Consider the following 20380-nt stretch of genomic DNA (forward strand, 5'->3'; position numbering starts at 1 on the left):
CCAAGGTAGGCCAGTACCCGGCTCACTGCCTGCTGCGCGCTGCCCCCGGACGCGTCAGTGCGGGGCCGGTACGCCCGTCAGTGCGGTGACCACCGGCTCGAGGGCCTGGTTGATCTCGTCGCCGACGGAGCGGAAGAACGTGATCGGGGCGCCGTACGGGTCGTACACCTCGTCGGCCTCGGCGGTGGGGGCCAGCAGCCAGCCCCGCAGCGCGGCTGCCGCACGGACCAGCGCGCGGGCGCGTTCGACGACACCCTCGTCGCGCGGGTCGGGCAGCGTCGCGGGGTCTATGGCCCGGACCAGCCGGGTGAATTCCTTGAGCGTGAACGTCCTCAGACCGGCCGAGTGACCCATCGAGATCACCTGGGCTCGGTGGTCGCGGGTGGCGGTGAGGACGAGGTCGGCGCGGATCACGTGCTCGTCGAGCAGTTCGCGGCCGACGAAGCCGGTGGCGTCGGCGCCGAAGTCGGCCAGGACGATCTCGGCGTTGGCCTCCATGGGGGCGCCTTCGTGCCCCCAGGTGCCGGCGCTCTCCACGATCAGGCCGCCGCTGAGCGGATCACCGAGGCGGTCCACCAGGGCATGGCGGGTCAGCCGCTCGGTGATCGGCGAGCGGCAGACGTTGCCGGTGCTGACGTGGAGGATGCGGAAAGTGTCGGTCCGCCCCGCTATGCCACGCCCCTCAGGGGCGGTCAATTGGCCACCTCGAGGTCTGGTACCACCTTGCGGAGTTCCTCGACGGAGAGCGCACCGGCGCGCAGCAGCACCGGCACCTTGCCGGTGACGTCGACGATGGAGGACGGCACGATGCCGGGGGTCGGGCCGCCGTCGAGGTAGACGGAGACGGAGTCGCCGAGCATCTCCTGGGCGGCGTCGCAGTCCTCGGGAGCCGGGTGTCCGGTGAGGTTGGCGCTGGAGACGGCCATCGGACCGACCTCGGTGAGCAACTCGATGGCGACCGGGTGCAGCGGCATCCGGACGGCGACGGTGCCACGGGTGTCGCCGAGGTCCCACTGGAGCGACGGCTGGTGCTTCGCGACGAGCGTGAGGGCGCCCGGCCAGAAGGCGTCGACGAGCTCCCAGGCCTGCTCGGAGAAGTCTGTGACCAGGCCGTGCAGGGTGTTCGGGGAGCCGATCAGGACGGGGGTGGGCATGTTGCGGCCGCGGCCCTTGGCGTCGAGCAGGTCGGCGACGCCCTCGGAGCTGAAGGCGTCCGCACCGATCCCGTACACGGTGTCGGTGGGCAGCACGACCAGTTCGCCGCGGCGCACGGCGGACGCGGCTTCGCGCAGACCCGTCGTACGGTCGGTCGCGTCGTTGCAGTCGTATCGCCGTGCCATCAGCCGGCCTCCTCAAGCGTGTACGGGTACGGGTCGTGCGGGTGTGCGTGCGGGTGCGGGGCGCCGGTCACGGCATGGCCTTGCGGGCCGTGGCGAACCGGGGGCGCCCGTTCAGGTCGGGGTGGTCGGCCGCGTCGGCCCAGCCCCGCTCCTCGGTGAAGATCCACGGCACCTGACCGCCCTGGGTGTCGGCGTGCTCGATGACGACGAGACCGCCGGGACGCAGCAGACGGTGTGCGGTGCGTTCGATGCCGCGGATGGTGTCGAGGCCGTCCTCGCCGGAGAAGAGCGCCATCTCCGGATCGTGGTCACGGGCCTCGGGTGCCACGTATTCCCACTCGGTGAGCGGGATGTACGGCGGGTTGGAGATGACCAGGTCGACCTGGCCGTCGAGCTCGGGAAGGGCCGTCAGGGCGTCTCCGCGGTGCACGGTGACCCTTGACCCCTCGGCGTTCTTCCGCGTCCAGGTGAGGGCCTCCTCGGACAGCTCCACGGCGTGCACGCGCGAGCGCGGCACCTCCTGGGCCATGGCGAGGGCGATGGCGCCCGATCCCGTGCAGAGGTCGACGATCATCGGCTCGACGACGTCCATCGCGCGGACGGCGTCTATCGCCCAGCCGACGACCGATTCGGTCTCCGGGCGGGGGACGAAGACGCCGGGGCCCACCTGGAGCTCCAGGTAGCGGAAGAAGGCGCGACCGGTGATGTGCTGGAGCGGCTCGCGGGCCTCGCGGCGGGCGATGGCCTCCCAGTAGCGGGCGTCGAAGTCCGCGTCCGGCACGTTGTGCAGCTCGCCCCGCTTGACGCCGTGCACGAACGCGGCGAGTTCCTCCGCGTCGAATCGCGGTGAGGGTACACCGGCGTCGGCCAGCCGCTGGGTGGCCTGGGCCACCTCGGCGAGCAGCAGGTTCATCGCGGTTCTCCGTACGGTTTCACGGGCGGGGCGAGGCGTTGCTTATGCGGCGGCGAGCTTGGCGGCGGAGTCGGCGTCGACGCAGGCCTGGATGACTGCGTCCAGTTCACCGTCGAGCACCTGGTCCAAGTTGTACGCCTTGAATCCGACGCGGTGGTCCGAGATCCGGTTTTCCGGGAAGTTGTAGGTACGGATCTTCTCGGAACGGTCGACGGTACGCACCTGGCTGCGCCGGACGTCCGAGGCTTCCTGTTCGGCCGCCTCCTGAGCCGCGGCAAGCAGTCGCGACCGCAGGATACGCATCGCCTGCTCCTTGTTCTGGAGCTGGCTCTTCTCGTTCTGGCAGGAGGCGACGACACCGGTCGGCAGGTGCGTGATACGGACGGCGGAGTCCGTCGTGTTGACGGACTGGCCGCCGGGGCCCGAGGAGCGGTAGACATCGATACGGAGATCGTTGGCGTGGATCTCGACGTCGACCTCCTCCGCCTCGGGCGTGACGAGCACACCGGCTGCCGATGTGTGGATACGGCCCTGGGACTCGGTGGACGGCACCCGCTGCACGCGGTGCACGCCGCCCTCGTACTTCATCCGGGCCCACACACCCTGGCCGGGCTCGGTGGCGCCGTTGCCGCCCTTGGTCTTCACGGCGACCTGGACGTCCTTGTACCCGCCGAGCTCGGACTCGGTGGAGTCGATGATCTCCGTCTTCCAGCCGACGCGCTCGGCGTACCGCAGATACATGCGCAGCAGATCGCCGGCGAACAGGGCGGACTCGTCGCCGCCCGCGCCCGCCTTGATCTCCAGGAGCACGTCCTTGTCGTCACTGGGGTCGCGCGGGACCAGGAGGAGGCGGAGCTTCTCGGTGAGCTCCTCGCGCTGCTTCTCCAGGTCCTTCACCTCGGCGGCGAAGTCGGGGTCTTCCGCCGCGAGCTCGCGGGCGGTCTCGATGTCGTCCCCGGCCTGCTTCCAGGAGAGGTACGTACCGACGATCGGGGTCAGCTCGGCGTAGCGCTTGTTGAGCTTGCGCGCGTTGGCCTGGTCGGCGTGGACCGCGGGATCCGCGAGCTTCTTCTCGAGATCGGCCTGTTCGCCGATCAGTTCCTCGACCGCCTCGAACATCGGGGGCTCCTGGGTGTGGGGTATCCCCTGCTCATCGAGAGCTCGGGGAAGTGACTTCGACGTGCCTGCTGGACGGTGGGCTGCTGTCCGGACGGGGGACGGGTACGGGCCCGTACCCCCCGGCCGGAAAAAAACGCCGGTCTCGGCGCCCCCGGGAAGAGGGCGTCGAGAACCGGCGCAAGGGCTCGCTACTTGCTGGCGGAGCCTGCAGCCTTGCCGAAGCGGGCCTCGAAGCGGGCCACACGGCCACCGGTGTCGAGGATCTTCTGCTTGCCCGTGTAGAACGGGTGGCACTCGGAGCAGACGTCGGCACGGATGGCGCCGCCGTCGATGGTGGACCGGGTGGTGAACGACGCGCCACAGGTGCAGCTGACCTGCGTCTCGACGTACTCGGGGTGGATGTCGCGCTTCAAGGGTGTCTCCTAGGTTCGGGAGGGCTCCGGGTCGTACGCGCGGATTTGCGCATCCGTGAACCGGGGCCGACGTACCAGTCTGCCAGGACCGGCCGCATCTCCCAAAACCGGGGGCGGGCCGCAACTATTCCCGAGCGCTCCGGAACGTTTTGCGCATGCCGGGTCGACGGACTGTGGTCCTACCTGACGACCTGTCCCGCACCGCCCTTGTCGCCGGCCGACTTCGCGATGGCGGAGGCGGGGATCGGCTTGTCCTGCTTGAGGGCGGCCCACACCTGCTGTGCGGACTTCTCCAGCGGTACGACGCGGTTCGGGTCGGCCGGGTCGTACTGCACGGGCAGCGTGACCATGTGGACGTTCTTCGAGCCGAGCCCCTTGAGGCCGTTGGCGAAGCCTGTGAGCTTCTTGACCGAACCCAGGTCGGAGTCGGTGGTGATGGCCTTGGTCGCCGTGTCCGCGAGGCCGAACAGCGTCTTCGGGTCGGAGAACACCCCCACGGTCCTCGCCTGTTCCATCAGCGCCTTGATGAAGGCCTGCTGGAGCTGGATGCGGCCGAGGTCGCTGCCGTCGCCGACGCTCTTGCGGGTACGGACCAGGCCGAGCGACTGCTCTCCGTCGAGGGTGTGGGTGCCGGGTGTCAGATTCAGATGGCTCTTGGAGTCGTCGATCGCCTGCGTGGTGGTGATCTTTACGCCGCCCAGCTGGTCGATGAGCTTCTTGAAGCCGGTGAAGTCGACTTCGAGGTAGTGGTCCATGCGGATGCCGGACATCGACTCGACGGTCTTGACCGCGCAGGCCGGTCCGCCGACCTCGTACGCCGTGTTGAACATCGCGCGCTGCTGGCCGGGTACGGTCTCGCCGCTGGTGTCACTCGTGCAGTCGGGGCGGGTGACGAGGGTGTCGCGCGGAATGGAGACGACGCTCGCGGTCCGGTGGCCCTGATTGAGGTGCACGACCATCGCGGTGTCCGAGCGGGCGGTGCCTTCGTCCCTGCCGTACTCGGAGTTCGCGCCGGAGCGGGAGTCGGAGCCGAGGACGAGGATGTCCTGCGAGCCGTTGTCGACGTCGGCCGGGCGGTTCTTGCCAAGTGCGGCGTTGATGTCGACGGCCTTGAGGTTTCCGTTGAGCTTGAAGTACGCGTATCCCAGACCCGTACCGCCCACCACGACCACACCGGCCACGGTCCAGGCCGCTATGGCCGTCGCCCTGCGGCGGCGGGACGGCTGCTTCCGGCGCTTGCCGGTGCCGCGTATTCGGCCGTCGCTCCCGCTCTGCCCGGTCATCCGTCTCCTCGATCCTCGCCTGCCCCCGGCTACCCCCTGCAGGTGTTCGGGCACTGGTTCTGTCGCTTTGTCGCTATGAGTACGACGTGGTGGCTCGAAAAAGGGTTGCACAGCGCCCTGTCGTGACCGGGTGAGGACGGACGCCGCGCAGGACGCCGGGGAACGGCTGGTGATCCCGCGCTCACCTGCGGTTTCTTGCCCGTTACAGGCATCGCCGGGGCAGCCGGCGGAACGGTCGCCGTGTGGCGAAGGTCTCGGATCGGGCGGATCTGCCGAAAGGCCGGAAATCGATGCACCGGAACAGGGCCGCCCCCGTCACCGAAGTGACGGGGGCGGCCCTGTGACGACTGCCTGAGCGGTACGACGTCAGTCGTTGCCGTTGCCCGGAGCGGGCGTCGTCTTCTGGATCTGGAGCAGGAACTCCGCGTTGGACTGGGTCTTCTTCATCCGGTCCAGGAGCAGCTCGATCGCCTGCTGCTGGTCGAGTGCGTGGAGCACCCGGCGCAGCTTCCAGACAATCGCCAACTCGTCGCTGCCGAGCAGGATTTCTTCCTTACGGGTGCTGGACGCGTCGACGTCCACCGCCGGGAAGATGCGCTTGTCCGAGAGCTTCCGGTCGAGCTTGAGCTCCATGTTGCCGGTGCCCTTGAACTCCTCGAAGATCACCTCGTCCATGCGCGAGCCGGTCTCGACGAGCGCGGTGGCCAGGATGGTCAGCGAGCCGCCGTCCTCGATGTTGCGCGCGGCGCCGAAGAACCGCTTCGGCGGGTACAGCGCGGTCGAGTCGACACCACCGGACAGGATGCGACCGGATGCCGGGGCCGCGAGGTTGTACGCGCGGCCGAGGCGGGTGATCGAGTCCAGCAGGACGACCACGTCGTGACCCAGCTCGACGAGACGCTTGGCGCGCTCGATGGCCAGCTCGGCGACGGTGGTGTGGTCCTCGGCGGGACGGTCGAAGGTCGAGGAGATGACCTCGCCCTTCACCGACCGCTGCATGTCGGTGACCTCTTCCGGACGCTCGTCGACCAGGACGACCATCAGGTGGCACTCGGGGCTGTTGACGGTGATCGCGTTGGCGATCGCCTGCAGGATCATGGTCTTGCCGGTCTTCGGCGGGGCCACGATCAGACCACGCTGGCCCTTGCCGATCGGTGCGACCAGGTCGATGATCCGCGTCGTCAGGACGTTGGAGTCGGTCTCCAGACGGAGCCGGTCCTGCGGATACAGCGGGGTCAGCTTCTGGAACTCCGGGCGGCCGCGGCCGCTCTCCGGGGCCATGCCGTTGACCGAGTCGAGGCGGACCAGCGCGTTGAACTTCTCGCGGCGCTCGCCGTCCTTCGGCTGGCGCACCGCACCGGTGACGTGGTCACCCTTGCGCAGGCCGTTCTTGCGGACCTGGGCGAGCGAGACGTACACGTCGTTCGGGCCCGGCAGGTAGCCGGAGGTCCGGATGAACGCGTAGTTGTCGAGGATGTCCAGGATGCCCGCGACGGGGATCAGGACGTCGTCGTCGGAGACCGGCGGCGCGTCGCTCGCGAAGTCGTCGCGGCCACGACGGCCACGGCGGTCGCGGTAGCGGCCACGGCGACCGCGACGGCCGCCTGCCTCGTCGTCGTAACCGTCGTCCTGCGGTCCGCCGCCACCCTGCTGGCCCTGACCCTGGCTCTGACCCTGGCCCTGGCGCTGCTGGCGCTGGCCGCCCTGCTGGCCCTGGCCACCGCCCTGCTCGTCGCCCTTGCCACGGCGGTCGCGCTGACGGTCACGGCGGTCGCCACGCTCACCGCGGTCGCCACGCTCACCGCGGTCGCCACGCTGACCGCGGTCGCCACGGCGGCCTTCGGCGGTGTCCACGGCGGCTTCGGCCTTCGCCTCGGCGCGGTCGTCGCCCTTCGGCTCGGCCTGCGTCTCCACCTTGGCCTCGGCCTTGGGCTCCGCCTTGACGTCCGGGCTGCCCGCCTGCGCGGTCGCACGGCGCCGACGGCGCTCACCCGTGGGCTGGTCGTCGCTGGCCGGCTGACCGGGGATGTCGATCTGCTGCTGGGCCGTGGCCTTCTCGGCGGGCGCGGCGGCGGACTCGTCCCCCGTGCGCGCCTTGGAGGTGGCGCGGCGCTTCGGCTTGGTCTCGGTGTCCGCGGCGGCGGGCGCTGCGGCAGCCTTGGGCGCAGCGCTGCCGCCCTGCGCCTCCTTGATGACCTCGATCAGCTGGCTCTTGCGCATCCGCGCAGTGCCCTTGATGCCGAGGCCGGACGCGACCTGCTGCAGCTCGGCCAGGACCATGCCATCGAGGCCGGTGCCGGAGCGGCGGCGCCGTGCGGTGGTGCCAGTGGCAGCACCTTCGGCGGGCGCGGAGCTGTCGACGGTCTTGTCGGCAGTCACGCCCATCAGATCGGTGGTGTCGCTCACGAAGGGTCCTTCCCTGGAGCGGACGTCGGCCTTCTGGCTCGGCGACCGGTTGTGCTGTCCGACTGCGGTCTTTGGATCTTGCGGACCGTGCCGGGGCGGTGGTCCGCCGGGTACGGCGGAGAGATGAATGTGCAAGGGTCCGACGCGAGCATCCCCCTGCTCGGCCCACTCCTGGACAAGCGAGGGGTGTCGTGCCGGTTCCGGAGCGTGCTCGAAACTGCTCAGGCAGGCTGCTCAGGCAGTTGGGGAGGCTCTCGGAAGAAATGGTGGCCCCGGAAAGGGACACGAAGCAACGCGCCACATAGACGTCGATTGCAGACTTGAGGTTAACACTACCGGCTCCAACAAACATTCCCCCTCTCACTCACCGGCAATCACTTCTCGCTACGGGGCGAGCGGCAGCACACTCGCGCCCGAGGCGTCGAGAGTGAGCCGGTTGGCCGCCCATCCCTCGCCCGCCAGCCGTGCGACCTTGTCGGCCGCACCGTCCTCGGCCAGTGCGAGCACGGTCGGCCCGGCACCGGAGATGACTGCAGGGACGCCGTCGGCGCGCAGTCGGTTCACAAGTTCCACGCTCTCGGCCATTGCGGGGGCGCGGTATTCCTGGTGCAGCCGGTCCTCGGTCGCGGCGAGCAGCAGCTCGGGGCGCCGGGTCAAGGCCTCGACGAGGAGGGCGGCGCGGCCGGCGTTGAACGCGGCGTCGACGTGCGGGACCGTGCGCGGCAGCAGTCCGCGGGCGGTCTCGGTAAGGACCGGCTTGCCGGGGACGAAAACCACCGGAACGATGGAATTCGAGGGATCCATCCTGATCGCGCGGGCGGACCCGCCTTCCATCCAGGCCAGCGTGAAGCCGCCGAGCAGGCACGCCGCGACATTGTCGGGGTGGCCCTCGATCTCGGTGGCGAGCTCCAGCAGCGCCGCGTCGTCGAGCCGGGCGTCGCCACCGGTCGTCACAGCGCGGGCCGCGACGATACCGGCGCAGATGGCCGCGGAGGAGGAGCCGAGGCCCCGCCCGTGCGGGATGCGGTTGGCGCAGACGATCTCCAGGCCGCGGGGCTGTCCGCCGAGCAGGTCGAAGGCCGTACGCAGGGAGCGCACGAGGAGGTGGCTCTCGTCGCGGGGCAGGGTGTCGGCACCCTCACCTGCGATGTCGATGTGCAGACCGGAGTCGGCGACGCGGACGACGACGTCGTCGTACAGCCCCAGCGACAGGCCGAGGGCGTCAAAACCCGGGCCCAGGTTGGCGCTGGTGGCGGGGACGCGCACCCGGACGGCGGCGGCTCGGAAGGCGGGACCGGCCATCGCTTCGACGACTCTCCTTGTGAGGCAGTGGGGATTGTTGCGGCGGGGATTGTGGCGGTGGATATTTCGTAAGCCTGTGGAGAACCCGACGGCCACGAAGGCGACACCGCGGCAATTGCGGCGGGGCGGGTTGACTACAGCTTATCGAAGGAAGGTTCTGTCGCGACATAGGGCGCACAGGAGGCGCACGATGCGTGTCGCACGCCTCCTATGCGCTCTCCGCCCCGAAAGGGGCGGTTGAGCTGCTGATGTCTTTACTGCGCGAGGCCCAGCTTCTCCGCGGCGGTGGCCGCGTCGACCGGTACGGTGACGGGCTGCGGGGCGCCCGCGACAGCCCAGTCGGGATCCTTCAGACCGTTGCCGGTGACCGTGCAGACGATCTTCTGGCCGGGGTCGACCTTGCCCTCTTCGGCGGCCTTGAGCAGTCCGGCGACCGATGCGGCCGATGCGGGCTCGACGAAGACGCCCTCCTGAGAGGCCAACAGGCGGTAGGCCGACAGGATTTGACGGTCCGTCACCTCATCGATGAAGCCGCCGGACGCGTCGCGCGCGTCCAGCGCGTACTGCCAGGAGGCCGGGTTGCCGATCCGGATCGCAGTGGCGATGGTCGACGGGTCCTTGACGATCTCTCCGCGCACGATGGGCGCGGAGCCCGAGGCCTGGAACCCCCACATACGGGGCTTGTGCGTCGACATGGCATCCGCGGCGTACTCCGTGTAGCCCTTCCAGTACGCGGTGATGTTGCCCGCGTTGCCGACCGGGAGGACATGGATGTCGGGGGCGTCGCCGAGCGCGTCGACGATCTCGAACGCCGCGGTCTTCTGACCCTCGATACGGACCGGATTGACCGAATTGACCAGCGCCACCGGGTAGTTGTCCGAGAGCGAGCGGGCCAGCGTCAGGCAGTCGTCGAAGTTGCCGTCGACCTGGAGGATCTTGGCGCCGTGGACGAGCGCCTGGCCCATCTTGCCGAGCGCGATCTTCCCCTGCGGCACGAGGACGGCGCAGACCATGCCCGCCCGCACCGCGTACGCGGCGGCGGAGGCGGAGGTGTTGCCGGTGGAGGCGCAGATGACGGCCTTGGCGCCCTCCTCCTTGGCCCGGGTGATCGCCATCGTCATACCGCGGTCCTTGAAGGACCCGGTGGGGTTGGCGCCCTCCACCTTGAGGTGCACCTCGCAGCCCGTGCGCTCGGAGAGGACCTGAGCGGGAACGAGCGGCGTGCCACCCTCACGAAGCGTGACGACCGGCGTCGTGCTCGTGACCGGAAGACGATCCCGGTACTCCTCGATGATGCCGCGCCACTGGTGGGTGCCCTTGCTGGTCATGGGTCCTTACTCCCCTTCAACACGCATGATGCTGGCGACACCGCGCACGGTGTCGAGCTTGCGCAGTGCCTCGACGGTCGCCGAGAGGGCGGCGTCGGGCGCGCGGTGGGTGACGACGACGAGAGATGCCTCGCCGCCTCCGTCCTGGCGGCCTTGCTGGCGGACCGTATCGATGGATACGCCCTGTTCGGCGAAGACCGTCGCGACCTGGGCGAGTACGCCAGGCTTGTCGGCCACGTCGAGACTGATGTGGTACCGCGTGACGACCTCACCCATGGGGCTGACCGGCAGACGCGTGTACGCGGACTCACCGGGACCGGTGGCCTCGTTGAGCTTGTTCCGGCAGACCGCGACCAGGTCGCCGAGGACCGCGGAGGCGGTCGGGGAACCGCCCGCGCCGGGGCCGTAGAACATCAGCTGCCCGGCGGCCTCCGCCTCGACGAAGACCGCGTTGTACGCCTCACGGACGGAGGCCAGCGGGTGGCTGAGCGGGATCATCGCCGGGTGCACGCGTGCGGTGACGGACCGGCCGTCGGCGGCGCGCTCGCAGATGGCGAGGAGTTTGACGGTGCAGCCCATGCGGCGGGCCGACGCGATGTCGGCGGCCGTGACCTCGGTGATGCCCTCGCGGTGCACCTCGCCGATCCTCACCCGGGTGTGGAAGGCGATTCCGGCGAGGATCGCGGCCTTGGCGGCGGCGTCGAAGCCCTCGACGTCGGCGGTCGGGTCGGCCTCCGCGTACCCGAGGGCGGTGGCCTCGTCGAGCGCCTCGGAGTAGCCCGCGCCGCTGGTGTCCATCTTGTCGAGGATGAAGTTGGTCGTGCCGTTGACGATGCCGAGCACCCGGTTGACCTTGTCACCGACGAGGGACTCGCGCAGCGGCCGCACGAGCGGAATGGCACCGGCCACGGCCGCCTCGTAATAGAGGTCCCGGCCGTACTGCTCGGCAGCCGCGTGCAGAGCGGCGCCGTCCTCGGCGAGCAGCGCCTTGTTGGCGGAGACGACACTCGCGCCGTACTCGAAGGCGGTGGTGATGAGCGCGCGGGCCGGCTCGATGCCGCCGATGACCTCGATGACGACGTCGATGTCGCCACGCTTGACCAGCGCGGTCGCATCGGTGGTGATCAGCGCGGGGTCGATCCCCTCCCGCGCCTTCGAGGGACGGCGGACGGCGACACCGGCGAGCTCGATGGGCGCGCCGATGCGCGCGGCGAGGTCGTCGGCGTGCGTCGTCATGATGCGAGCCACCTCTGAGCCGACCACTCCACAGCCCAGCAGCGCCACCTTCAGCGGACGCGTACGCATCATCCGACCTCGTTTCTCATACATGCTCATGTGTGGACCAGTCTCACTCACCGGACGGGAGTTCCTGTCACCCGTCCGGATCCTGAGACATCTATTTCATCAGCCGACATCAAGACGCAGGAGATCTTCCTCCGTCTCGCGCCGGACGATCACCCGCGCCTCTCCGTCGCGCACGGCGACGACGGGCGGGCGCAGCGCGTGGTTGTAATTGCTCGCCATCGAGCGGCAGTAGGCGCCCGTGGCGGGCACGGCGATCAGATCCCCGGGCGCGAGGTCGGACGGCAGGAACGCGTCCTTGACCACGATGTCACCGCTCTCGCAGTGCTTGCCGACGACACGTACGAGCATCGGATCGGCGTCGGAGCGGCGCGAGACGAGCGCGACGCTGTACTCGGCGTCGTACAGCGCGGTCCGGATGTTGTCCGACATGCCGCCGTCGACACTGACGTACGTGCGCAGTCCTTCGAGGTGCTTGATGGTGCCGACCTCGTACAGCGTGAACGCGGTCGGACCGACGATCGCGCGCCCGGGTTCGACCGAGATCCGCGGGGTGGCGAGGCCGGCCGCCTCGCACTCGCGGGTCACGATGTCGCCGAGCGCCTTGGCGATCTCGTGCGGCTCGCGCGGGTCGTCGTCGGAGGTGTAGGCGATGCCCAGACCACCGCCGAGGTCGATCTCCGGCAGCTCGACACCGTGCTCGTCGCGCACCTCGGCGAGGAGCTGGACCACCCGGCGGGCGGAGACCTCGAAGCCGGCCATGTCGAAGATCTGCGAGCCGATGTGCGAGTGGATGCCGATGAGCTCGAGCCCGTCGAGCGTGAGCGCCCGGCGCACTGCCTCGGCGGCCTGTCCCCCGGCCAGCGCGATGCCGAACTTCTGGTCCTCGTGGGCGGTGGCGATGAATTCGTGGGTGTGCGCCTCGACGCCGACCGTCACCCGGATCTGGACACGCTGCCGCTTGCCGAGCCGCTGCGCGATGTGCGACACGCGGACGATCTCCTGGAACGAGTCGAGGACGATCCGCCCGACACCGGCCTGGACGGCCCGCTCGATCTCGGCGACGGTCTTGTTGTTGCCGTGGAAGGCGATGCGCTCGGCGGGCATACCGGCGTCGAGCGCGGTGGTCAGCTCGCCGCCGGAGCAGACGTCGAGGTTGAGCCCCTCCTCCTTGAGCCACCGCACGACCGCGCGCGACAAGAACGCCTTGCCGGCGTAGAAGACATCCGCGCCCGGTCCGAACGCGTCGGCCCAGGCACGGCAGCGGGCACGGAAGTCGCTCTCGTCGAGAAAGTAGGCGGGCGTGCCGAATTCCTCGGCCAGCCGGGCCACTTCGATCCCGCCGACGGTCACGGCACCGTCGGCGTCACGGGAGACGGTGCGGGCCCAGACCTTCTCGTCGAGGACGTTCAGGTCGGCGGGCGGGGCTGTGTAGTGCCCCTCGGTCAGGACGTCGGCGTGACGGGGACCGGCGGGGTGTGCGGATCGGCTCATGGTGTTGCTCTGCTCTCTCGGATCTTTCAGAGGTGTTCGGTTGCGCTGATACCGAGCAGGGACAGGCCGCCTGCGAGCACCGTCCCGGCGGCTTCGGCGACGGCCAGCCGGGAGCGGTGGGCGGCCGAGGGTTTCTCGTCGCCGACGGGCAACGGGGACGCGGAGTCCTGGAAGTCGAAGAAGGCGTGCGCGACGTCTTCGAGATGCCGGGCGAGCCGGTCCGGCGCGCGGTGGCGGGCGGCGGCGGCGAGGGCCTCGGGGTAGTCGGCCAGCGCATGCAGCAGTGCGGGTGCGTCGACATCTTCGTCGTACGAGCTGTCGAATCCGAGGAGCGCGGCGCCGCGGGTGAGCGCGCCGGCCCGGGACTGGGCGTAACGGACGAGGAACAGCGGATTGCCGGCGCTCTGTACGAGCAGCTCGTCGCCGAGCGGGGCCCGGTCGTGTCCGGCCGGCCGCAGCAGCCCCCACCGGACCGCATCGGGTCCGAGCCGCTCCAGCAGCTCGCTCGCGGCGGCGCCGGCGGGAAGAGGCCGGACGACGGTGGGCGACACAGCCGGCTCCCCCGGGGCGTCGATGTCGACCCCCAGCCGTGCCCACTCGGGGTCGGGCGACCCGTCGCAGCCGGTGCGTACCAGCGCGCCCTGGGTACGCGCGATGGTGCGCAGCGCGTGGGCGGTGACCGCGGCCCGGACCTCGCGGGCATGGTTCAACTGCAGTATGTCCCCGGCGAGCGCGTCCCCGTGCCCGTACCGGACCCCTCGCGCCAGCACATCGTGCACGAGTGCGTCGCGCACCCGGGCATCCGCCGACGCGTCGAGCGTGAAGTTCAGGAATCCGGGCCCGGTGACCTCGACGCGCCCGATCCCGGGTGCTCCGTCGACCCGGTCCCGCAGGATCTCGGCGACCTCCCGGGCCGGCCGCGCGGCGGCACCGGCCAGCTGGAGTGCGACGGCACAGGCGTAGTCCCCGCTACCGCCGGGCCGTGTCCGCTCCACCCGCACGCGCGCGGGCACGGGCGCGCGCAAGGCTTCCTCGTCGACCGCGCGACGCACGGCGCGCAGCACGGTCCTGGAGAGCTCGGCGGGGGTCACGGGACAAGCGTATGGGAGGGAGGGGGGCGCTCCGCGACCCGGTTTCGCCATGCGGTCAGCCCGCGGCGCTCTCGGCCTTCCCGGCGCTTTGTCTGCCGTCGAGCGACGGCGGGGCCTCCCTGTTCGCCAACTGCCGTACGAGCCGTACCAGCTCGCTCGGCTCGAAAGGCTTCGCCAGGAACGCGTCGACGCCCGCGGCGACACCGTTGTCAACCTCGTACTGCGTACAGGCGCTGACGATGGCGACGGGCAGATGTCTGGTCCGCGGATCGGAGCGCAGGCGGGTGGCGGTCTGCAGGCCGTCGAGGCGGGGCATGACGACATCGAGGGTGATCACATCGGGGCGGACCCGGTGCACCAGGTCCAGGCACTCGACACCATCGGCCGCGGTCACGACCTCGAAGCCCTCCAGCTCGAGATTGACCCTGATCAACTGCCGGATGACCTTGTTGTCGTCGACAACAAGCACGCGGCCACACGCCCCTGACACACTCCGAGAGTAGGTGGGAGGTAGGGGCTGCGTCCGGGTTTTGCCCATTTCCAGCCCCGGACGGGTGGCGGCCGAGTGGCGCACAGACGACCCGGCGGACGATACGGCGGAGGGCATGGCGGCCGACGCGGCTCGGACGGTGACCGCGTGGAAATACCTGTTCACGGACACCCCGCGGAAGCTGGTAGTGTTTCACCCGTCGCAGAGCAAGACAGTGACACGCCCCCGTAGCTCAGGGGATAGAGCATCGGCCTCCGGAGCCGGGTGCGCAGGTTCGAATCCTGCCGGGGGCACCGCAGTCCGGACAGCGTGATCAACCCGCTGACCAGGCAAAGTGCCAAGTACGAAGGGTCGGACCCAGTCTCACTGGGTCCGACCCTTCGTCGTTGTGTGCCACTGATCGCGAGTGAGTGGCGAGTGGGTTTTCAGGGCTGATCGCAGCTCACTCGCTGATCTCCTCAACCCATCCCATGGACATCTCGATCTTCCGGTTGTTCAGCTCCTCGTGTCCGTCGATGCAGCCCGCGTACCGGCGGTGCACCACCTCCGGCGAGTTCCCGGCGCGGCGGGACACCTCCGCCACAGGGACGCCGGCGTTCAGCCAGTTGGTGATGCACGTGTGCCGCAAGTCGTACGGCCGGTGGGCCAGCGGCGAATCGGTCTTGTCCGGCGGCAGCGTAGGGAAGGGCTTCCCGTTGCCTGAAGGTTGTCCCGCTATGCTGGCGGGACTGAGCACACAGCTGCCTGATCGGCTGGCGTTGGGCTCAGCCGGTGGCCCGTGAAGTGTCCAGGGGCCGGGCGAAGTCGGTGAGCTCGCGGAAGTCGTCCTCGCGCAGACCGATCCGCGGGTTGACGTGGTGCAGAAGCCCACGCCCACGGTGGTGGGCGGTCACGTACGCCTGAAGCGCGGCAACGTAGGCCGCGCTGCGCTCAGTCGGAGGATGGTCCACCTTCGAGTCGAGGTAGCGGTCGTAGAGGTCGGTGAAGACTCGGCCTGCGGTCCTGTCGTCCGCCGCCGGCCGCTCGCCTTCACAAACAGCCAAGTCATAGCTCACGCCCGGAGGCTCGCACACCGCCCCGACAGCTCGACGCCGCACCCGGCGGCCACCGCGATGGGAGCGCCGCAAGGGGGCGTGTATGTCGCCTATGCATGAAACGTAGGGCCTGTACACATAAGATCAAGGTGGTTTATAGTCCGGCTTACTCTGCCGCAGGTTCTGCCGCCGCGAAGGGGCGCCCTTGCCTTTCGAGCGCTCCCAGGTGGCGCTCCGGCATCGAGATCCACTCCCTGCTGGCAGGCACTCTTTGTCGCACTCCAGTGTGACTATGGCTAAAAATTGTCATGTCCTGAACGTATGGAACGTGGGGGAACGAATGAGTCTGCGTAGCTTCGTCACCAAGTCAACGGTTGCGGTAGCCGTGGGGGGCACTTTCTTGCTCTCTGCCACGCCTGCCCAGGCAAGCTCAGGCTGGGACTACGTGGGCACCACGGCTTTCCCCGCCGACGGTCAGGACTACTCCCGCTCGGGCCAGGCACTGTCGACTGGTGGCGACCTCCAGTTCTGCATCTCCACCGGCAGCAGTAAGTTTTACGACTACGACCTTTGGGAGTACGACCCCTCGAACGACGATGATTTCGTGACATCGGTCTCCGGGGCCGGATGTTGGATCGTCAGAGGAATCGGCGGCTACGTCGATGGCGACAACAATCGCGCAGAGTTCTACATCGGCACCTACGACTCGAGCGCAGTCGCAGTCAAGTGGTACGACTGATCCGTTAGCAACTGCCTGACACAGCCAGCAACGGCGGGCACCCGTGCGCCATTGCAGCGGCTTAGCGGCGCGCAAGCCCAGGGGCGGCGCGCACCGAAGGTGCACTGGATCGCTGACCAGCAACAACGACCCGGGCGGTCCAAACGGTAACTGTCCGGGCCGTCCGGTCACAGACAGCTGCCCCCATCGGCCTCCGGAGTCGGGTGCGCAGGTTCGAATCCTGCCGGGGGCACCGCAGTCCGGACAGCGTGATCAACCCGCTGACCAGGCAAAGTGCCAAGCACGAAGGGTCGGACCCAGTCTCACTGGGTCCGACCCTTCGTCGTTGTGTGCCACTGCTCGCGAGTGAGCCCACGCCGAGCGTCGGTGACCGACGACTACGCGGCGGATGTGCGGCCGGGCGCCGCGAGCCCGGCGCGATCCGGACAAGCGGCCCTGAGGGCCGTCTGATCAGGCATGACGCCGGATCGGAGAGCCTTCTGTCGGATACGGGCCGGGCACTGGCTCCCTCGGGTGGTCCGGAGTGTCGACGACGGCCTTCCGCTTCGTCGCACCCACGACCGCACATCGGCGGTGGAGTGCTGGGTATCCGGTTCGAAGAGACAATGGAGGGGCCGCAGCGAGGCGAAGGGAGCAGTACGGGCTCGGCCGGACGGAACTGCCGCCGTGGAGGCGAGCGGAAGGGGTGCCCGGGGATGAGTACGACCGATGCGTTCCTGGCAGGGCTGGGCCTGCCAGGAACGGCATCAGCGCCGAGCGGGCTGCTGGATCTGCTGAGCCTGGCTGCGGTGGTACTCGATGACAGCGGGCGGATCGTCTTCTGGAGCCCGCAGGCCGAGGAGCTGTTCGGCTACTCCGCCGAGGAGGCGCTGGGGACGTTCGCGGGCCGGCTGCTGGTCGATGAACAGCACCTGGAGACGGTGATCGAGCTGTTCGCCCGGGTGATGGAGAGCGGACAGCGCTGGTCGGGGAGTTTCCCGGTCCTGCACCGGGACGGCAGCACGCGCCTGGTGGAATTTCGCAACATGCGGCTGCAGGACGACCACGGCGGCTACTACGCGCTGGGCATTGCCACCGACCAGGCGACGCTGCAGCGCGTGGAGCGGGATCTGGCACTGTCCATACGGCTCGTCTCACAGTCCCCGATCGGCCTGGGGGTCATGGACACCGAACTGCGGTACGTGCTGGTCAACCCGGTACTGGCACGCGTCGACGGTCTGCCCGCCGACGAGCAGGTCGGGCGCGCCGTCAGCGAGGCGCTGCCCTTCGCCAACGAGGATTCCATCGAGTCGGACATGCGCCGGGTCCTGGCCACCGGCACACCTCTGCTGGACCGGTTCGTCGTCGGCCGCACCCCTGACGACGACGACCAGGACCATGCCTGGTCGGTGTCCTTCTACCGGCTGGAGGACCCTGGCGGGCAGGTGCTCGGACTCGCGACCTCCGTGGTGGACGTCACCGAGCAGCACCGAGCGGCCACCGACGCCGCCCGGGCGCGGCACCGGCTGGCTCTGGTCGCCGACGCGTCGGTGCGGGTCGGCACCACCCTCGACCTGCAACAGACCGCCCGGGAGCTGGCCGAGGTCTGTGTGCCACAGGTGGCCGACCTGGCCACGGTGGACGTGCTGGACAGCATCCTGCACGGCCACCGCAACAGCGGAGATGCCGTCGGCGCGGCACGGTTCAGGGCGCTGGCGGTGGTGTCGGCCCACCCCACCGTGGCCACTCGCGCCGTCGATCCCACCGGTGACTACGCCCAGTACGACTCCAACCGTCTGATCACCCAGTGCGTCAACACCCGCCGGCCCGTCCTCAAGACCGATGTGACCCGCCAGGATCTGCGCCGCGTCGCCCGGGACGACGAATGCGCCGAGATGCTGGCCACAGCCGGAGTGCACTGCTACCTCGCGGTGCCGCTGATCGCCCGTGGCGAGGTGATCGGCGCCGTGGGCCTCATGCGTGCCGACAACCCGAGGCCCTTCGACGAGGACGATGTCGTCCTGGCCGGGGAGCTGGCTGCCCGCGCGGCGGTATGCATCGACAACGCGCGCCTGTTCCAGAGCCAGCGGCACGCCGCCCTGACCCTTCAGCGCAGCCTGCTGCCCGAACGGCCGGCCGACCGGCTGGGTCTGAAGATCACCACCCGCTACCAGCCCGCCGGCGCCACCAGTGAGATCGGCGGCGACTGGTTCGACGTCATCCCGCTGGCCGACGACAAGACCGCCCTGGTCATCGGCGATGTCATGGGCAGCGGCATCGACGCCGCCGCCACCATGGGCCAGCTGCGCACCGCCACCCGCACGCTCACACAGCTCGACCTCGATCCCGCCCATGTCCTGCACTATCTCGACCGGGCCACCGCCGGCATCGAACACACCATCGCCACCTGCGTCTACGCCGTGTTCAACCCCCACGAGGGCACGTGCGACATATCGCTGGCCGGGCACCTGCCGCCGGTCCTCATGCGACCGGGCCGCACCCCCGAACTGCTCGACCTGCCCACCGGCGCTCCGCTCGGCGTGGGCGGGGTCCCCTTCAGTACCACCCGCCTCGGCCTCACACCCGGTGACCAGCTGGTCCTCTACACGGATGGCCTGGTCGAAACCCGCGACCAGGCCATCGACGATCGGCTGGATCTCCTGCTGTCCCTGCTCGCGGGTCCGCACCGCGATCTTGAGGAGACCTGCGACCTGCTCCTGCGGGCGCTGCGCCGGCCCGGCGACCACGACGACGTGGCCCTGCTCATCGCCCGGCTGCCCGCCGCGGCTTCCGGAGACCCTCGGCCCACCGGCAGCCCCGCCGCGCAGCCCGAGGCCCCTCAGCCCACCGGCAGCCCGGGCGCCGGGTAGGCGTCCATCAGGTTCCTCACGTCGGCGCGCACCTTGGCGACCGTCGCCTCGTCGTCCGTACGTGCCGCCTCCACCACCCGGGCGATCCACTCCGCGACCGTGCCCATCTCGGATGCGGGGATGCCGCGTGAGGTCAGGGCCGGGGTGCCGATGCGGATGCCGGACGGGTCGAAGGGCTTGCGGGGGTCGTACGGGACCGTGTTGTAGTTGACGACGATCCCCGCCCGGTCCAGGGCCTTCGCCGCGATCTTGCCGGGCACGTCCTTGCCGGTGAGGTCGATCAGCAGAAGGTGGTTGTCCGTGCCGCCGGAGACCAGGTCGAAGCCCCGCGACGCCAGCTCCTCGCCGAGGGCGCGGGCGTTGGCGACCACCTGGTGGGCGTAGGCGCTGAAGTCGGCGGTTGCGGCTTCCTTGAGTGCTACAGCGATCGCCGCCGTCGTCTGGTTGTGCGGGCCGCCCTGGAGGCCGGGGAAGACGGCGCGGTCGATGGCACGGGCGTGCTCCGCCCGGCTCAGCAGCATCGCGCCGCGCGGGCCTCGCAGGGTCTTGTGGGTGGTGGTGGAGACCACGTCGGCGTGCGGGGCGGGTGAGGGGTGGGCGCCGCCCGCGATCAGGCCTGCGATGTGGGCGATGTCGGCGACCAGGACGGCGCCGACCTCGTGGGCGATCTCGGCGAAGCCGGCGAAGTCGATCGTCCGGGGCACCGCGGTGCCACCGCAGAAGATCACCTTGGGTCGCTCGGCGCGGGCCAGGTCGCGGACCTCGTCCAGGTCGATCCGGCCGGTGTCGCGCCGGACGCCGTACTGCACCCCGCGGAACCATGTCCCGGTCGCCGAGACGCCCCAGCCGTGCGTGAGGTGACCACCCATCGGCAGCGACATGCCGAGGACGGTGTCGCCGGGCTCGAGGAACGCCAGGTACACGGCGAGGTTGGCGGGCGAGCCGGAGTACGGCTGCACATTGGCGTGGTCCATGCGGAAGAGGGACGTGGCCCGTTCGACGGCCACCGTCTCCACCTGGTCGATGATCTGCTGGCCCTCGTAGTACCGCTTGCCGGGGTAGCCCTCGGAGTACTTGTTCTGGAGGACCGTGCCGGAGGCCTCCAGAACCGCTGCGGAGACGTAGTTCTCACTGGGGATCAGGCGCAGGGTGTCGGCCTGCAGCTGCTCCTCCGCACCGACGAGGGCGGCGAGCTCCGGATCGGTGGCGGTAAGGGCGGGGCGGCGATTCTCGGGTGTCGTCACAGGGTCCTCCCGGGTCTGGCGCATTGCTGCGGC

At 69.7% G+C, this 20380-nt stretch carries 18 protein-coding genes and 1 tRNA gene; 3 read left to right on the forward strand and 16 right to left on the reverse strand.

All coding sequences use genetic code 11. The annotated features are described in order from the left end of the window. Positions 1-54: 54 nt before the first annotated feature. From ACFYP5_RS00740 to ACFYP5_RS00800, 13 genes are all read right to left on the reverse strand, one after another. Positions 55-696, reverse strand: a complete 642-nt coding sequence (locus ACFYP5_RS00740) for a low molecular weight phosphatase family protein (RefSeq protein ID WP_030915954.1) — start codon at positions 694-696, stop codon at positions 55-57. After that, entirely contained in the window at positions 693-1340 is a 648-nt protein-coding gene (locus tag ACFYP5_RS00745) for an L-threonylcarbamoyladenylate synthase (protein ID WP_093772532.1), read from the reverse strand. The genes ACFYP5_RS00740 and ACFYP5_RS00745 overlap by 4 nt, the downstream gene beginning before the upstream one ends. A gap of 67 nt (positions 1341-1407) precedes the next feature. After that, positions 1408-2253: a peptide chain release factor N(5)-glutamine methyltransferase gene (gene prmC / locus ACFYP5_RS00750; protein ID WP_030971548.1), complete on the reverse strand. Its 846-nt coding sequence runs from the start codon at positions 2251-2253 to the stop codon at positions 1408-1410. 42 nt (positions 2254-2295) lie between these two features. After that, on the reverse strand, positions 2296-3372 hold the full coding sequence (prfA, locus tag ACFYP5_RS00755; protein WP_030915945.1) for a peptide chain release factor 1: 1077 nt from the start codon (positions 3370-3372) through the stop codon (positions 2296-2298). A gap of 188 nt (positions 3373-3560) precedes the next feature. Then, a complete protein-coding gene (rpmE, locus tag ACFYP5_RS00760; RefSeq protein WP_030915942.1) occupies positions 3561-3785 on the reverse strand; it encodes a 50S ribosomal protein L31 in 225 nt (74 codons plus the stop codon). A 179-nt stretch (positions 3786-3964) separates the two neighbouring features. Continuing rightward, complete coding sequence (locus ACFYP5_RS00765) at positions 3965-5068, reverse strand: LCP family protein (protein ID WP_389028726.1); 1104 nt, start codon at positions 5066-5068, stop codon at positions 3965-3967. Between the two features lie 366 nt (positions 5069-5434). Next, positions 5435-7474: a transcription termination factor Rho gene (gene rho / locus ACFYP5_RS00770; protein WP_389028729.1), complete on the reverse strand. Its 2040-nt coding sequence runs from the start codon at positions 7472-7474 to the stop codon at positions 5435-5437. A gap of 384 nt (positions 7475-7858) precedes the next feature. Then, positions 7859-8776: a homoserine kinase gene (gene thrB, locus ACFYP5_RS00775; protein WP_389028732.1), complete on the reverse strand. Its 918-nt coding sequence runs from the start codon at positions 8774-8776 to the stop codon at positions 7859-7861. 254 nt (positions 8777-9030) lie between these two features. Beyond that, positions 9031-10104, reverse strand: a complete 1074-nt coding sequence (gene thrC / locus ACFYP5_RS00780) for a threonine synthase (RefSeq protein WP_327126806.1) — start codon at positions 10102-10104, stop codon at positions 9031-9033. 6 nt (positions 10105-10110) lie between these two features. Beyond that, positions 10111-11409 (reverse strand): homoserine dehydrogenase, encoded by a 1299-nt coding sequence (locus ACFYP5_RS00785; protein WP_389030669.1) that lies wholly within the window; start codon positions 11407-11409, stop codon positions 10111-10113. Between the two features lie 99 nt (positions 11410-11508). Further along, positions 11509-12900 carry a diaminopimelate decarboxylase gene (gene lysA, locus ACFYP5_RS00790; protein ID WP_389028735.1) on the reverse strand — a complete coding sequence of 464 codons (1392 nt, stop codon included), beginning with the start codon at positions 12898-12900 and terminating at the stop codon, positions 11509-11511. A gap of 26 nt (positions 12901-12926) precedes the next feature. Continuing rightward, a complete protein-coding gene (nrtL, locus tag ACFYP5_RS00795; RefSeq protein ID WP_389028738.1) occupies positions 12927-13991 on the reverse strand; it encodes an ArgS-related anticodon-binding protein NrtL in 1065 nt (354 codons plus the stop codon). Between the two features lie 55 nt (positions 13992-14046). After that, the gene (locus ACFYP5_RS00800; protein ID WP_389028740.1) at positions 14047-14529 is read right to left on the reverse strand and encodes a response regulator; all 483 of its coding nucleotides are present in this window, start codon (positions 14527-14529) and stop codon (positions 14047-14049) included. A 173-nt stretch (positions 14530-14702) separates the two neighbouring features. Here ACFYP5_RS00800 and ACFYP5_RS00805 point away from each other — a divergent pair. Continuing rightward, positions 14703-14774: transfer RNA gene (locus ACFYP5_RS00805), tRNA-Arg, on the forward strand. A 149-nt stretch (positions 14775-14923) separates the two neighbouring features. On the opposite strand, the gene ACFYP5_RS00810 is transcribed toward ACFYP5_RS00805, so the two are convergent. After that, entirely contained in the window at positions 14924-15217 is a 294-nt protein-coding gene (locus tag ACFYP5_RS00810; RefSeq protein WP_389028743.1) for a hypothetical protein, read from the reverse strand. A gap of 28 nt (positions 15218-15245) precedes the next feature. Further along, a complete protein-coding gene (locus ACFYP5_RS00815) occupies positions 15246-15536 on the reverse strand; it encodes a hypothetical protein (RefSeq protein WP_389030799.1) in 291 nt (96 codons plus the stop codon). A gap of 319 nt (positions 15537-15855) precedes the next feature. Between ACFYP5_RS00815 and ACFYP5_RS00820 the strand changes: the two genes are divergently transcribed. Continuing rightward, a complete protein-coding gene (locus tag ACFYP5_RS00820) occupies positions 15856-16254 on the forward strand; it encodes a hypothetical protein (RefSeq protein WP_389028746.1) in 399 nt (132 codons plus the stop codon). A gap of 695 nt (positions 16255-16949) precedes the next feature. Further along, positions 16950-19103, forward strand: a complete 2154-nt coding sequence (locus ACFYP5_RS00825) for a SpoIIE family protein phosphatase (RefSeq protein ID WP_389028749.1) — start codon at positions 16950-16952, stop codon at positions 19101-19103. On the opposite strand, the gene glyA is transcribed toward ACFYP5_RS00825, so the two are convergent. Further along, complete coding sequence (glyA, locus tag ACFYP5_RS00830; protein WP_389028752.1) at positions 19073-20371, reverse strand: serine hydroxymethyltransferase; 1299 nt, start codon at positions 20369-20371, stop codon at positions 19073-19075. The two genes, ACFYP5_RS00825 and glyA, sit on opposite strands and share 31 nt — an antisense overlap. Positions 20372-20380 lie beyond the last annotated feature (9 nt).

The sequence above is a fragment of the Streptomyces sp. NPDC005262 genome, assembly GCF_042872425.1.
Taxonomy (GTDB): domain Bacteria; phylum Actinomycetota; class Actinomycetes; order Streptomycetales; family Streptomycetaceae; genus Streptomyces.

Coding starts and splice junctions, on each gene's coding strand:
- ACFYP5_RS00765 (WP_389028726.1), bottom strand. CDS start 5,068: ATGACCGGGCAGAGCGGGAGCGACGGCCGAATACGCGGCACCGGCAAG.
- ACFYP5_RS00745 (WP_093772532.1), bottom strand. CDS start 1,340: ATGGCACGGCGATACGACTGCAACGACGCGACCGACCGTACGACGGGT.
- ACFYP5_RS00785 (WP_389030669.1), bottom strand. CDS start 11,409: ATGCGTACGCGTCCGCTGAAGGTGGCGCTGCTGGGCTGTGGAGTGGTC.
- lysA (WP_389028735.1), bottom strand. CDS start 12,900: ATGAGCCGATCCGCACACCCCGCCGGTCCCCGTCACGCCGACGTCCTG.
- ACFYP5_RS00820 (WP_389028746.1), top strand. CDS start 15,856: ATGAGTCTGCGTAGCTTCGTCACCAAGTCAACGGTTGCGGTAGCCGTG.
- thrC (WP_327126806.1), bottom strand. CDS start 10,104: ATGACCAGCAAGGGCACCCACCAGTGGCGCGGCATCATCGAGGAGTAC.
- prfA (WP_030915945.1), bottom strand. CDS start 3,372: ATGTTCGAGGCGGTCGAGGAACTGATCGGCGAACAGGCCGATCTCGAG.
- thrB (WP_389028732.1), bottom strand. CDS start 8,776: ATGGCCGGTCCCGCCTTCCGAGCCGCCGCCGTCCGGGTGCGCGTCCCC.
- prmC (WP_030971548.1), bottom strand. CDS start 2,253: ATGAACCTGCTGCTCGCCGAGGTGGCCCAGGCCACCCAGCGGCTGGCC.
- glyA (WP_389028752.1), bottom strand. CDS start 20,371: ATGCGCCAGACCCGGGAGGACCCTGTGACGACACCCGAGAATCGCCGC.
- ACFYP5_RS00800 (WP_389028740.1), bottom strand. CDS start 14,529: ATGGGCAAAACCCGGACGCAGCCCCTACCTCCCACCTACTCTCGGAGT.
- ACFYP5_RS00825 (WP_389028749.1), top strand. CDS start 16,950: ATGAGTACGACCGATGCGTTCCTGGCAGGGCTGGGCCTGCCAGGAACG.